Source organism: Stenotrophomonas sp. I18B00994 (genome assembly GCF_014145825.1).
In the GTDB taxonomy this organism is placed as follows: domain Bacteria; phylum Pseudomonadota; class Gammaproteobacteria; order Xanthomonadales; family Xanthomonadaceae; genus Stenotrophomonas; species Stenotrophomonas maltophilia.
This window is the reverse complement of record NZ_JACIUW010000041.1, coordinates 1-14,940: the sequence shown is the minus strand read 5'-3', so window position 1 is coordinate 14,940 and position 14,940 is coordinate 1. Positions and strand designations below refer to the sequence as shown.

Below are 14,940 nucleotides of genomic sequence, written 5' to 3'. Positions count from 1 at the left end.
GTGATGCCGTGCTGCCTGAATGGCTGCATTACTACAACTGGCACCGACCCCACATGGGGATCGGCAGCCAACCGCCTATTTCCAGAATCCCGCTGAACAACGTGGTGGGTTTACACAGTTAGTCGACCAGCGCGGAGATCGAGTGCATTCAGATCGTTTCCGCGTGCGAAAAGCAGTCGACTAACAGTCGACTCTCCCCAGTCGATCCCATCGGGTCGATCCCATCAGGTCGATTCAATTCAGTCGATTCAATTCAGTCGATTCAATTCAGTCGATTCAATTCAGTTGATCGGGCGGCGTCGTTGGAATGTGGCATGGGTCGATTCTCCACACAATCCTCCACACCTTTTTTCGATCTTCCACAGGTTTCTTAAGCGGCCTGTCATCGGCGCGGACCAGCATGGACACGTCGCCGCAGAGTGGGCTGGGAGGCCCTCGGCGGCAGCAGGCGTGTAGTGACCGTTCCTCCCTTGGCGTTTCCCTTCGCAGTAAACCCTTCAGGAGAAGATCATGATCAAGTACAAGACCCTGGCCGCGCTGGTTGCCACCGCGCTGCTCGCTACCGTTGGCGCCGCCTCCGCGCAGACCGTTACCGGCGGCGGCGCTTCGCTGCCGGCCGACCTCTACAAGGGTTCGTCCGACAGCATCCTGCCAGCGAACTTCACCTACGCCGTGACCGGTTCGGGCACCGGCAAGAAGGCCTTCCTGGAAAACAACTCGCTGCTGTTCTCGACCACCGGCACCGTGCACTTCGCCGGCAGCGATTCGGTGCTGAGCAGCACCGAGCTGAGCACCTACACCACCAACTTCAACCAGCCGACCAACGCCAACCGCTACGGCGCGCTGATCCAGGTGCCGTCGGTGGCCACGTCGGTCACCATTCCGTTCAACAAGGCCGGTTCGGCGGTGGACCTGAGCGTGGCGCAGATCTGCGGCGTGTTCTCGGGTGCGATCAGCGACTGGTCGACCATCGATGCCAACCGCAGCGGCCCGATCCAGGTGGTGTACCGCCCGGAAAGCAGCGGCACCAGCGAAATGTTCAGCCGCTTCCTGACTGCGGCCTGTGCGGCTGAGAACGCTGGCACCTCGAACCTGGTAGGTGGCAAGTTCGCCATCAAGTCGACCTTCGCCGACCTGTACAAGCGCGATGCCAACGGCAACCTGCCGGCGTTCCTGGTGGCCGCGCCGGCCACCGGTGGCACCTCGCTGTACAACGCTGTCTACGCTGCTGAAGGCCGTATCGGTTACGTTGGCCCGGACGTGATTCCGAGCGTGACCGATGCGACCAAGGTGGCCAAGGTCAAGGGCTTCTCGCCGGATCAGGTGAGTGTGCAGGCGACCCTGGACACCGTCGCTCCGCCGACCGGTACCGCTGCCGAGGACCCCGCCAACTGGGTGCCGGTGTTCGGCAACCCGTCGGCCGGCTATCCGATCGCCGGCTACACCAACCTGGTGATCGGCCAGTGCTACAAGGATTCGAGCGTCGCCACCAGCCTGCGCGGCTTCCTGGCCCGCCACTATCCGGCGACCTACACCGTCGCGTATGAGAAGTCGATCACCGACCACGGCTTCATCCCGCTGACCAAGGCTTGGCGCGATGCGATCCGCAACCGTTTCGTGCTGGCCAGCAGCACTGCCGGCCTGAACAATCCCAGCACCTGCGCCGGCATCGGTCGTCCGCTGTAATCCGCAGCACTGATTGAATCCTGCTTGACCCGACGCCGGCCCCTGGGCCGGCGTCGCCATTTCCGCGACGGTGCCGCCGCCGCAGTGTTTCGCTGTCGGCTTCGTGTCACGTGAACCGTCTATCAGTGGCAGGGCATGCGTTGCGCGTGTCTCCCCGATCGTCGCCGCAGCCGCGGCCCACCAGGTTGATGAGGTTCCGATGTCGCACCCGCTCCCGTCCGCTGTTCATCCGGCCGCGCCGATGCGCCGCAATCATCCGATGGCGTGGGCCATCGCGGTCGCCTTGGGCAGCATGGTCGCCCCGGCCAGCCAGGCGCAGCAGGCGTTCAGCCCGGGCTGGTTCGCCGAGCGGGGCGCGGCCCAGGGCAGCGCGGCACAGAGCGGCCGGATGCCCAACGGGGTGCCGATCCAGTTCCAGTTGCCGGCCCAGCAGCAGGATGCAGCACGGCAGAAGCTGCAGCAGTCGATCGACAACCTCGGTACGGCTGCGCAGGCGATTGCCCTGCAGCAGCGCCTGCAGGAACAGGCGCGGCAGGCGCGCCGCGAGGCTGGCTTCATCGTTGCTGATGGCCTGGGCAAGGATGGCCTGAGCGTCGACCAGAACCCGCTGACCCGCGGCTGGCTCAATGCGCGCGACGCAATCCAGTCGCAGGGCAGCGACGGGCGGGTGCAGGTTACGGTCGAGCAGACCGCGGACAAGGCGATCCTGAACTGGGAGACGTTCAATATCGGCGGCAACACCACGCTGAACTTCCTGCAGAACCCTGACTGGGCAGTCCTGAACCGCGTCAATGATCCGCAGGCGCGGCCCAGCCATATCCTGGGCCAGCTGAAGGCCAATGGCACGGTGTTCGTGGCCAACCGCAACGGGGTGGTGTTCGGCAACAACAGCCAGGTCAATGTACGCAATCTGCTGGCGGCTGCAGCACGGATCAGCGATGCGCAGTTCCGTGACAACGGCCTGTACAGCCCCGACGCCAGCAGCAGCGCGCTCAGCGATGCATTTGGCAAGGTGATGGTGGAGCAGGGTGCCCGCATCGCGACCCATGAGCCGACCAGCGCGACGCGCGGCGGTGGCTACGTGCTGCTGGCCGGGCACAGCGTGGAGAATGCTGGCCATATCGAGGCGCGCAAGGGCCAGGTGCAACTCGCTGCCGGTGACAGTTTCGTGATCCGGCGCGGCGTGGGTACGGCGACCAATACCAGCTCCACCACCCGCGGCAATGAAATCGCGCCGCGCTTCGTCGCTGGCAGCACGGCGGGCAGCGTGCGCAACACCGGTCTGCTACGCGCCCGCGAGGGTGACGTGACCCTGGCCGGGCGCAACGTCGAGCAGGCCGGTGTGGCCGTGGCCAGCACCACGCTGGCGCAGCGCGGCACCGTGCATCTTCTGGCTTCGACCAGTGATGCCGGCAGCAGCGTCACGCTTGCCGATGGAGCCACCACGGCGGTGCTGGTCGAGGACGATGGCAAGGCCACGGTGCTGGATACGCAGCGCAACAGCCTCATCAAGGAGTCGGCAGAGCAGGACGCGATCCGCGCCGGCGCGCGCTCGGCAACCTTCGACAATCTGTCCCAGCACAATGATCGCCGGGACCAGTCGCGGGTGGAGATCGTCTCGGGTGGCAACATCCATTTCAGTGCGGATTCGCTGACGGTTGCCACGGGCGGCCAGATCATCGCCGACGCGGCAGCCCGCAGCTACGTAGACGACGCGGCACGCGTGGATGTTTCCGGCGCAGTGGGCGTACAGGTGTCGATGGAAAGCAACAATGTCCAGGTCAAGGTGCAGGGCAACGAACTGCGCGATGCCCTGGACAACCGCGACAGCGGCAAGCTGACCAGCAGCGAGGTCTGGGTCGACCGCCGCAGGCTGGTCCACGTTCCGGCCGGTACCGGGGGCTACGCGGGTGAGCGCTGGTACGCGGCGGGTGGCCTGCTGGAAGTGGGCGGCTACCTTGACAATCAGGGGCACTCGATCGGCGAATGGGCCGCGCAGGGAGGCACCGTCCTGCTGGGCGGCAGGGAAGTGATCACGCATGGCGGCTCACGCATCAACCTTGCCGGTGGCAGCCTGGATGTGCAGAGCGGCGTGATCCGGCAGAGCTGGGTGCGCGGCGTCGATGGCCAGGTCTACCGCCTTGATGACGCGCCGGCGGAGATGCTCTTCGATGGCCTGTACAGCGGCCATGAAGTAAAGCAGGAGCGCTGGGGCATCACCGAGACCTTCCGTGATCCGATTGTATTCGCGGCGCAGCGTGTCGATAACGGATACACGGTCGGCCGCGATGCAGGACGCCTGATCATCTCCGCACCGACCGCGGTGCTGGATGGAAAGGTTGAGACGGCTACCTTCCAGGGCGCGCAGCAGAACCGCAGGCCGGATACCGCGCTGGAGGGTTATGCGCAGGCGCAGACGGCGGTCGCGCGCAATGCGCAGCTGTACCTGGGGCGCTACGACGGCCAGGGCCGCAGCGGTGTGTTCGGCTCGGATGTGCGCCTGGATGACAAGGCTCGGACGAAGGCCGCGTGGTCGCTGCTGGCCCCGGTCAACGAAGTGCGGCGTGGCACCGTGTGGCTGGATATCGCAGAGCTGAGTGCCCAGCAGTGGGGACGGATCGACCTGGCGACCGCTGATCGCATCCGCATCGACGGCAGCCTTCGGCTTCAGGCAGGCGGACAGCTCAACCTGACCGGCAGCGAGGTGGAACTGGCAGGCGACATCGGCATCGCCGGCGGCCAGCTGTCGGCGGGCAACCTGCTGGATGTGCAGGGCCGGCCGACGGCGCTGCTGCATGATGGCCGCGCGCGCACCGCCATCGCCGACGGCACGCGGATCGATCTCTCCGGTGAATGGAGCAATGCGTCACTGGCGACGCCGCGCGACGCGAGCGGTGCCTGGACGGATGGCGGCCGCCTGAGCCTGGGCAATAGTCATGACGTGGCCGTGGGCGCCGACTCAACGGTTGACGTCGAGGCCGGTGCTGCGCTGGACCTGCGCGGCAAGGCCCATATCGGCAAAGGCGGCAGCGTCAGCCTGCAGGCGAACAGCAGTACGGTGACGACCGACGGCAGTGGCCGGGTGCAACTGGGCGACGGAAGCCGGTTCAGTGGTCGAGGACAGGGGGGTGGTTCCTTCTCGCTGGGGACCGGTGGCCAGGTGCGGCTGGGCGATGCGGACCTGGCGGGCACATCGCTGCGACTGGACCCCGGCCTGTTCGGCAGTGGCTTCGCGCAGTACGACATCAATGGCCACCAGGGTGTGGAGGTGGCCGATGGCGCGCGGCTGGTCGCTGCCCTGCCAGGCCTGCGCCTGACCCAGGACGCGCGGATGGCGACCGACCGGGCGTCCGCACTGGCAGCGTGGGACGCGCCACTGTACAGCGCTGATCCGTCGAGCGGGCGCGTCAGCCAGCGCGCGGGTGCGAGCATCAGCCTGCGTTCGGAGCGCAACAGCGTGGGCGGTGACCTTCGGGTTGGCAAGGATGCACTGGTGGCGGTCGATCCAGGGCAGACGATCTCGCTGCTCGGTGCAGGCAACATCGATGTTGAAGGCACGCTGCGCGCGAAGGGCGGCCGCATCCTGATCGACGATGTGCGCCCGGAGAACGCGCTGTACGCCGGGCAGCGCACCGAACGCACCTGGCGTTTCGCCGAAGGCGCGCTGCTGGATGCCGATGCAGACGCGATGTCGCTGCCCGATTCCAGCGGCCGCCTGCGCGGGCAGGTGCGCGCAGGTGGGCGCATCGAGATTGGCGGGGCGCTGGACTGGGAGACCACCGCATTCGTCGACAACCGACCACCGGAAGCCTTCGTGGTGGTCGAACGCGGTGCGCGCCTGCAGGCGCGGGGCGCGTCGGCCGAACTGGACATCGATGGCCAGGGCCGCGTGCGCGTGGACAGCGACGGCGGGCAGATCGTGCTGCGTTCGGCCAACGCGCTGTACCTGGACGGCGGGATGGACGCGGCCGCCGGTGGTGCCGGCGCACGCGGGGGCACGCTTGGCCTGGCCTTTGGCGGGAGCATCCATGCACGTGGCGCCAGCGACGAGGTACTGCGAGCGCGTGCGATCAGCCTCAGCCAGCACAGCGCACCGGCGCAGCCACTGCCGGCCACATTGGAATATGGCCACGCCGCGTTGTCGGTCGAGCAGCTGCAGGCCGGCGGTTTCGACAACCTGTCCGTGTTCGGTGACATCCGCGCGGTCGGCGACGTCGACCTGCGCCTGGCCCAGAGCCTGCGCATCCACGGCCAGGGCACTTCGAGCCTGGGCATGGCCGTGGATGCCGGGCTATCGTCTGGGCTGCGACTGAGTGCGCCCTACGTTCGCCTGGCGCAGGCACGCTGGCGCCAGATGCCGGGCGAGAACCTGCAGGGCACCGCCGCGGTCGCTTCGTCCGGGCCGGAAGATCACGCGCTGGCGGTGCAGGCCGAGCTGATCGACATCCGCGACGTCACCTGGCTGCCGGGTTTCAAGCATGTGGCGCTGGAAAGCCGCAGTGACGTGCGCCTGACCAACGGCATTGCCAGCAGTGGCAACACCAGCGCGTTGATGACGGCTGGTTCGATGGACGTGACCGCTGCGCGCCTGTACCCCACCACAGGCGCGATCGGCACGCTGGTGGCCGGCGCGTCGGCGCAGACCGTGCAGACCGCTGATTACTGGACCGATCCGGATGCCGTGCTGCGCATCCACGGCACCGGTGCGGACACGAAGCCGGCGCCGGAATCGGCGCTGGGTACGCTTCGCCTGGTGGCCGCCACGGTGCAGCAGGGCGGCAACGTACAGGCGCCGATGGGCACGCTGCAGCTGGGTGGCCTTATCCAGAACGGAACCGTCGGCAGCCGGGTGGAACTGCTGCCAGGCAGCGTCACCTCGACCAGTGGCGCCGGCTTGTCGCTGCCCTATGGTGGCACCGTCGATGGTGTCGACTGGCGGGTCGGTACGCGCAGCCTGGGTTCGCTGACGCCGGCCGGCATCTCCTCGATGGGGGTGACCCTGAAGGCGAATGAGATCGAGGTGGCGCCGGGGGCCCTGCTGGACATGTCCGGCGGTGGTGAGTTGACCGGTGCCGCCTTTGTGTCAGGACGCGGTGGCTCTGTCGACGTGCTGCGAACGGCGTTGGCCGACGCCAATCCGCGCTATGGATTCAGTGCGTCGGGCAACCCGGTGTATGCGATCGTGCCGGGACGCGCCGGGACATTTGCCCCCAGCGGCGAGGAAGGATTCGCCGCACCGGCCGTGGGCCAGCAGATCACCGTGCCGGCGGGCGTGCCCGGCCTGGCAGCAGGCACCTACACGCTGATGCCGGCAAGCTATGCGCTGCAGCCCGGTGCATTCCGGGTTGAGCTGGGCGCCACCGGCACCTCGGGCATCGCGCAACCCATCGCGACCGGTACCGGCACCTGGCGTGTGTCCGGGCAGCAGCGCACGGCGCTGGGCACGGCAATCTCGCCGTTGCTCACCGACATCCTGCTGACCCCCGCCGCAGTAGTACGCCGGCACTCGGGCTACAACGAAACCTCCTACAACAGCTTCGCGCAATCGGTGGCCGACCGCCGCGGCGAGTCGCGTGGCTGGCAGACCATCGATGCGCTCGGGTTGACCCTTGCGTTGGGCGAAGGCGCAGGTCGTGCAGACACGCCTGCCATCCGCTTCGCCGGCACCGCGCGGTTCGGCGCCGCCACCGACAACGGGCGAGGCGGCACGCTGACAGCCACGTTGGCCAGCCCGGCGGTCGGTTCACTGGAGATCGTCGACGGCGGTGCGCAATCGCAGGCGCGTGATCGCGGTGCCACCTTCAGCGACGACGCGCTCAATGCCTTCCTGCCGGCGCGGATGATGATCGGCGGGCAGTTCAACCAGGAGGCCTCGCAGGTGGCGGTGACCGGCCAGGCGCGCAGCGTGGCGATCCGTTCCGGCGTCACCTTGAACGCACCGGAAGTGCTGGTGGCAGCGGCCTCCGGTGGCAGCGGCGTGCTGGTCGAGGCCGGTGCGACCCTCGATACACTGTCGTTCGCATCCGCCAACGCGAATGCCAGCGCGACCGTGCCTTACCAGGTCTCCGGCGGCCTGCTGGCGGTGTCCAACCAGCGCCTGAACCTGATCACCGGCACCACCGGGGTGGAGGCCGGTCCAGTGGCGATCGACATCGGGGGGTGCCAGACGGCGTGCGACGGCCAGACCCGGCTGGTTTCCGATGGCAGCATCGCGGTAGCGACCGATGGCGCGCTGCAGATGCGCGACTCGGCCAGCTATGGCACCCGTCAGCTCGGCCTGAGCATGGCGGCGCTGAACCTCGGCAGTGCCGAAGCGATCGCCCTGGCCGCTGCGGCAGGGGCGCTGCCCAGTGGCATGACCATGAACCAGTCCGTGCTGCAGCAACTGCTGCGCGGCAATGATGCCACCGGCGCGCCGGCGCTGGACACGCTCAGCCTGGTCGCGCGGGACTCTGTCAACGTGTTCGGCAGCGTCGACCTGGACGCGCGCGACAGTGCCACCGGCCGCAGTGGCCTGCAGACGCTCGTGCTTGGTGCGCAGGCCATCCGCGGCTACGGTGCTGCGACTGACCGGGCGCGCATCCTGGTGGACACGCTGGTCTGGGACGGCTCATTGGCGGCGAGCCAAGCGCCGGGCAGTGACGCGTCGGTGCCGCCGGCCGATCCGATGGTGGACCGGCTCGGCGCCGGGCAGCTGGACATCTTTACCCGCCAGCTGCAGCTGGGGCGGGCGCCATTAAGCCGTCCCAGTTCTGAAGTACCTGCGAACCGGCAGGTGCTCGGATTCAGTGCGCTGAACCTGAGTGCTTCGGAGCAGCTGTCGTTCTCCGCGCAGGGCACGCTGGACGTGTTCCAGCAGCGCGGCGACTATCTGGCCGACAAGGGCTGGCAGTACAGCGGTGGCAGCCTGGGTATCGATACACCGCTGTTGACGGCCGATCCCGCCGCGCGGCTGCGCGTGCGCACCGGCGGCGACTTCCGCCTGCAGGGGGGCACCGGCAAGGCGGGTGGCGATGCACTGGGCAGTGAGCTGAGCATCGACGCCAACCGGATCACGCTGGACAGCACGATCGCGCTGGCGTCCGGACGGCTGTCGGCGAACGCACGCCAGGGCATCACGCTTGGCAGCCGGGCCGCGTTGGATCTGGCCGGACGCAAGGTCTCGCTGTACGACGTGGACAAGTTCAGCTGGGGCGGCGATGTCCTGCTGTCCAGCGACACGGGTGACATCCGCGCCGATGCGGCCTCCCGCATCGATGTTTCCGCCCGCAACAACCGCGGCGGACGCCTGACGGTCACCGCAATGGCCGGCCGAGCCGATCTGGCCGGTGTTCTGCAGGGTGCCGCCACTGGTCGCTACGATGCCGGTGGCACGCTGGTGCCCTACGACGGTGGCGAACTGGTGGTGCGGGCACGCCAGCTGCAGGACTTCGCCGGCCTCAACCAGCGATTGACCGCCGGCGGCGTCGTCGGCGGTCGCAGCTTCCAGATCGGTGAGGGCGATCTGCGGATCGGCGACGAAGTGAAGGCGCGCCGGGTCGATATCAGCGTCGATGCGGGCAGCCTGACCGTGGCCGGCCGCATCGATGCCAGCGGCGAGCAGGTCGGCAGCATCCGCCTGTACGCCCGCGATCAGTTGCAGGTGGACGGCACGCTGGACGCGCACGGTACCGGCCTGCGCGTGGACAGCCATGGCAAGATCATCGACAGTCCAAACCGGGCCACCATCACGCTGGGCAGCGCCGAAGGTGCCGTCGGCCTGGGCAGCGCGGCGCAGCTGGACCTGCGTGCGGGCAGCGATGTTACCGTCGGTGGACGTCCTGGCCAGAACGATGGCACCCCGCGCGGCACGCTGAAGATCGATGTGCCGCGGCTGGGCAGCAACGACGCGGCGATTGCCGCGGCCACCGGCCTGCGCATCGATGGCGCGGCCGACATCCAGCTCAATGGTGTTCGCCGCTACGACGATGCGCCCCTGGCAGCCACCGCTGACGTGCGCGGCAACCGCGCGCAGCTGGTCACCCAGCAGTGGTTGGACCAGGTGGTCGATCCGCACAGCGTGGCCTGGATCGATGCTGCGCTGGACAACGCGGATCTGCAGCAGCGCACGCGGGCGCTGGGCGATGTCCGCCTTCGTCCCGGCGTGCAGGTGCTGGCGCGGCGCAGCGATGCCAACCCGGACGGCGACCTGACCATTGCCGGCGACATCGATCTGTCCGGCTACCGCTACGGGCCCGAAGCCAACCGCGCCGATCCATCGCGGCGTGGCTTCGGCGAATCGGCCTCGCTGGTGCTGCGGGCCGAAGGCAACATCAACGTCTACGGCAGCATCAACGATGGGTTCGCACCGCCGCCGTCCACGCCGGATGAGGGTGGCTGGCAGCTGTATGAGGGTCGCAATGGCAGCGCGGGGCAAACCCCCTTTGGCGGCGGCCTGGTGGTGCCGGTGGACGGAGTGAAGCTGCAGCCCGGCACCGAGTTCCAGGCCGGCACCCGCCTGAACTATGACGTGCCGGTCGAATCGGTAACGCTTCCGGTCGGTACCGTGCTGCCCGCGCCGATGGTGATCTCGCAGAACCTGCGCCTGCCAGCGGGCACGGTGCTGGGTGCGGCGGTGACCACCGACTCCGGGCAGACGCTGGCGGCGGGCACCGTGCTGCAGGAGCCGCTGGTGTTGGCGGCCGGTGCGCGCCTGGGGGCCGGCTTCCGCCTGCGCAGTGCGGTACAGATGGCGGCACAGGAATGGCCCGCCGGCGCGACGCTGCCGGTTGCGTTGCGCCTGGCACGGGAAGTCGAGCTCAAGGTGGGCGCGTACATCCCATCGTTGACCAAGGTGGAGTTGCCCGGCAACGGGCCGGTGAATCTGCGGCCGGCCGATGCCGGCGGCAACCAGGGGCGCAACTGGGCGCTGGCGCCGATGCTGGCCGAGGGCACCACCTCCTGGGACCTGACCGTGGTTGCCGGTGCCGATGCCGGGGCAGCCGACCCACGCAGCCGGCGCTGGGGCAGTGAAGGCAGCGTGGTGCTGGCCGACACCCACCAGGGCTCGATCGGTACGGTCAAGACCGAAATCATCTGGGTGGGTGATCGTGCGTTGACTGAGCGGGCATCGCTGGACTGGATCGGCGACACCTCCTATGCAGGCCGTCCGATTGCGGAGTTGGCCGACATGTTCGGCTTCACCGAAGACGAGTTCTGCGCGATGTCGGCCGACTACTGCGGCCCGGCCCCCCGCCAGGTGGCCGCGCAGGGCTCGCTGGATTACTGGGGCGACGAGTCCTACGTAGGCACCCCTGCGAAGGACTTCGCCGCGATGTTTGGCATGACCGAAGACGAGTTCTGCAGCACGGCGCCCACCTACTGCGCCGGCGGCGGCACGCAGACCGAAGTGACCACTTACGGCAAGCGCGCAGGCACGCCGGCGTGGAGCGTGCTGCGCACCGGCAAGGGGGACCTCGAACTGCTCGCTGCCGGTGATGTCGTGATGAAGTCCGGCTTCGGTGTGTACACGGCGGGCGCTCCCACCACGCTGGGCGAGGGCCGCGACGCTGCCTTCAATTCGCCCCGTGCAGCAGCCCCCAGGAACACCGCACTGCTGGGTCCGAACCTGGTGCCGGGCAGCTATGATGCCGCGTTGGCCGGCTACCAGGCCTGGTATCCCGATCATGGCGGCAACCTGCGCGTCGAAGCCGGGCGAGATATCGTCGGTGACGTCTGGACCGGGCGCGCAGAGTCGGGCACCAGCGAGCGCGACTGGGCGCTGTACTCCAGTGCCGCGGTCGGCAATTGGCTGTGGCGGCAGGGAACCGGCAGCACCACCGGTGTGGAGCCGGTGCCGACCAGCTGGTGGGTGAACTTTGGCGCCTACACCAACGTGTCCGCTGCTGCTGGCGCCTCTCCGCGGATGGTCGGCTTCACCGGCTTCGGTACATTGGGCGGCGGCAACTTGACGCTGGAGGCCGGGCGTGACGCCGGCGTGCGCGATGCGATAGGTGACGCGCTGGACTCGACGATCGCACCGCGCTCGGGTGCGATCATCGCGGCGGTGGGATCGACCGGCCGGGTCAGCGATGGCCAGCTGCACCTGACCGGCGGCGGCGACCTGCAACTGCGTATCGGTGGCGCACTGAATCCGAATCTGCGGGCGACGTTCTCCAGCCTCAATGCCTCCAGGGCGGGACAGAATCTCGATCTCAACGGTACCTTCAGCAATCTGCGTGGCAGCCTGCAGCTGGATGCGGGACGCATCGGTGCAATGGGCGTCACCCTGGAAAGCTACGCGACGCTGGGCCAGCTGCGTGCGGCCGATCTGTTCGCCGCCGACGCCGCTCGCCCGATGGGCGGGCCGGTGCTGGTGCTGGGCGATGCGGTCGCGCAGCTGCAGGCGCGGGGCGATGTGGTGCTCGGCGGCGTCGCCGATGCCGGCCGGGTTCCGCTGGCCAACTACAGCGCGGTGCTGCTGGATGATGGCGCGCGCGCTGCAGGCAGTACGTGGTTCTCCCTGTGGACCGCCAACACGGCCGTGGATCTGTTCAGTGCCGGTGGTGACCTCGCGCCAGGCCTCGCCGGGCCGGAAAACGTGACGGGCAGCAATCTGTGGCGCGAGCAGGTCCAGCTTGTTGTGCGTGGCGGTGATGATCTGCTGAATTACTGGCTCTATCCTTCGCGCTTCAGCGCGATTGCTGCGCAGGGTGACATCAAGCTGGACCGGATCAGCACCACGCCGGGGACGCAGGATGTGATCCTGCTGGCACCCTCGGCGACAGGACGGCTGGACGTCTTGGCCGGTGGCGGCATCTTCGCCCAGCCTGGCGCGACCCAGATCGCGCGCTCGGCCAGTGACGCGCGCCTGCCGGGACCCTTCGACCCGGCATTCATGGCCGAGCAGGGTGATTCCGCAGGCAATGTGACCCGCACGCGGCACAACCTTTCGGTCGACGGCAACATTGCATCGCCGGACGCGTCGCTTCCGCTGTTTGCGTTCGGTCCGAATACTCCGCTGTCCTCCGTGTCTGCGGCCCTGGCGCCGAGCCGTTTCTACGCGGTGCAGGGGGACATTATCGGCCTGGCCACCGGCGCCCGGCGCACGCTGAATCCCAACGCGGGGCAGCGCACGCAGTTGAACTGGTTCGAAGCCGCCGGCGCCGTGCAACTGCGGGCAGGCCGGGACATCCTCGGGGTGTCGATGACCGCGTTGAACACCGCGCCCACCGACATCACGGTGGCGGCGGCAGGCCGCGACATCGTGCATCTGAACGCGACCATCGCTGGCCCCGGCAACACCGAGATCAGTGCCGGCCGCCAGCTGCGCCAGGAGGATGCGGGCAGCATCGTCAGCCTCGGTGGCATCGTGCAGGGCGACACCCGTCCCGGCGCCAGCATCGCGCTGACGGCCGGCAACCAGCAGATCGACTTCGCGGCCCTGCGTGCCCGTTATCTGGACCCAGTCAACCTTGCCGATCCCGCGCAATCGCTTGCATCGCAGCCGGGCAAGGCAGTCAAGGTCTACAACCAGGAGCTGAAGCAGTGGCTGCAGCAGCGCTTCGGCGTGGCTGCCGACGGCGACGGGGCGCTGGCCGCGTTCGATGCGCTGCCGCAGGAACAGCAGCGCATCTTCCTGCGCCAGGTCTATTACGCCGAGCTGCGCGAAGGTGGAAGGGAATATACCGATGTAGAAGGGCCCCGCTTCGGCTCCTACCTGCGTGGGCGCGAAGCCATCGCCACGCTGATGCCGGACAGGAATGCGGCCGGTGCGACGATCGACCGTACCGGCGACATCGTGATGTACGGTGGCTCCGGCGTGCGTACCGAGGCGGGCGGCAACATCGAGCTGATGGCACCGGGTGGGCAGATCGTGATCGGTGTGCAGGGCGTGGTGCCACCTGCCAGCGCCGGCCTTGTCACCCAGGGGCAGGGCGATATCCGCCTGTTCAGCCAGGACAGCGTGCTGCTGGGCCTGTCGCGGGTGATGACCACGTTCGGCGGCGACATCCTGGCGTGGTCGGAGCAGGGTGACATCAATGCCGGTCGCGGTTCGCAGACGACGCTGCTGTACACGCCACCGCGTCGCGTCTATGACGGCTGGGGCAATGTGATCCTGTCGCCGCAGGCTCCCGCCAGTGGCGCCGGCATCGCGACCTTGAACCCCATCGCCGAAGTACGACCGGGCGACGTCGACCTGATCGCACCGCTTGGCACCATCGACGCGGGCGAGGCCGGTATCCGCGTCTCGGGCAACATCAACCTGGCGGCGCTGCAGGTGCTCAATGCCGCCAACATCCAGGTACAGGGCGAGAGCAAGGGCCTGCCGGTGCTGGCATCGGTGAACGTCAATGCGCTGGCCTCGGCCAGTGCGGCAGCCAACAGCGCCAGCCAGGCGGCACAGGATGTGATGCGCAAGAGCCAGGACGAGGCACGGCGCAACCAGCCGTCGGTGATCAGCGTGCAGATCCTCGGCTTCGGCAGTGGCACCAGCGCCATCAATCCGCCGGCGCGTGGCAACACTGCCAACAGCGGCTATGACGCCAACAGTGCCTTCCAGTTCCCGCAGGCAAGTCGCGACGAGGGCACGCAGCGCCGGTAGGTGCCGTCCTTGGTCGGCACACGTTGCTGCCCACCAAGGTCGGCAGTAGATCCACGCCATGCGTGGATGCGACCGGGCCGAAAGAACGAACAGCATCGGGCCAGCCGCCACGGAACGGCAGCGGCCCCAGCCAGGACGGCACCGAAGGCAGGGAGCGGCCATCAGCGGTGAGGACCACCGACACGGCGCCGCCGGGTGCAGGAGAGCACCCGGCGGCAGGCTCGGCAGTAGATCCGCGCCATGCGTGGATGGCTGGGCCAGCCTCAGTGCCGACCAACGGTCGGCACCCACCAAAGCAGGCCGGGCAGTAGAAGCCGCTCGGCAGTAGATCCACGCCATGCGTGGATGGCTGGGCCAGCCTCAGTGCCGACCAACGGTCGGCACCCACCAAAGCAGGCCGGGCAGTAGAAGCCGCTCGGCAGTAGATCCACGCCATGCGTGGAAGGCTGGGCCAGCCTCAGTGCCGACCAAGGTCGGCACCCACCAAAGCAGGCCGGGCAGTAGAAGCCGCTCGGCAGTAGCAACTGTCTTGTCAGGGGCAGCTGAGGGCCACCTCGGCGTCTCGCTTACGGGCGTTGAGGATCACCAGCATTTTGCGCATGACCGCCACGAGCGCCACCTTGCTCGCTTTGCCCTTGGCCTTCAGGCCAGCGTAAAACGCGCGCAGCCTT

At 68.2% G+C, this 14,940-nt stretch carries 3 protein-coding genes and 1 pseudogene; 3 read left to right on the top strand and 1 reads right to left on the bottom strand.

Annotated features, from left to right (window positions below):
* The 3 genes from H4O10_RS21930 to H4O10_RS21920 form a co-directional block, all read left to right on the top strand.
* Positions 1 to 122, top strand: a 122-nt coding sequence (locus tag H4O10_RS21930; RefSeq protein WP_182681053.1) for an integrase core domain-containing protein, incomplete at its 5' end; no start/stop codon positions are given.
* 388 nt (positions 123 to 510) lie between these two features.
* Positions 511 to 1,686, top strand: coding sequence for a substrate-binding domain-containing protein (locus H4O10_RS21925; protein WP_005409883.1), 1,176 nt, complete (start codon positions 511 to 513; stop codon positions 1,684 to 1,686).
* 199 nt (positions 1,687 to 1,885) lie between these two features.
* Complete coding sequence (locus tag H4O10_RS21920; RefSeq protein ID WP_049442066.1) at positions 1,886 to 14,269, top strand: filamentous haemagglutinin family protein; 12,384 nt, start codon at positions 1,886 to 1,888, stop codon at positions 14,267 to 14,269.
* A 532-nt stretch (positions 14,270 to 14,801) separates the two neighbouring features.
* Here H4O10_RS21920 and H4O10_RS21915 read toward each other — a convergent pair.
* Positions 14,802 to 14,940 (bottom strand): annotated as a pseudogene (locus H4O10_RS21915) (IS110 family transposase); the annotation flags it as partial.

Bases quoted from the DNA above. Each gene is read 5' to 3' on its own strand.
- H4O10_RS21925 (WP_005409883.1), top strand. From the start codon at position 511: ATGATCAAGTACAAGACCCTGGCCGCGCTGGTTGCCACCGCGCTGCTC.
- H4O10_RS21920 (WP_049442066.1), top strand. From the start codon at position 1,886: ATGTCGCACCCGCTCCCGTCCGCTGTTCATCCGGCCGCGCCGATGCGC.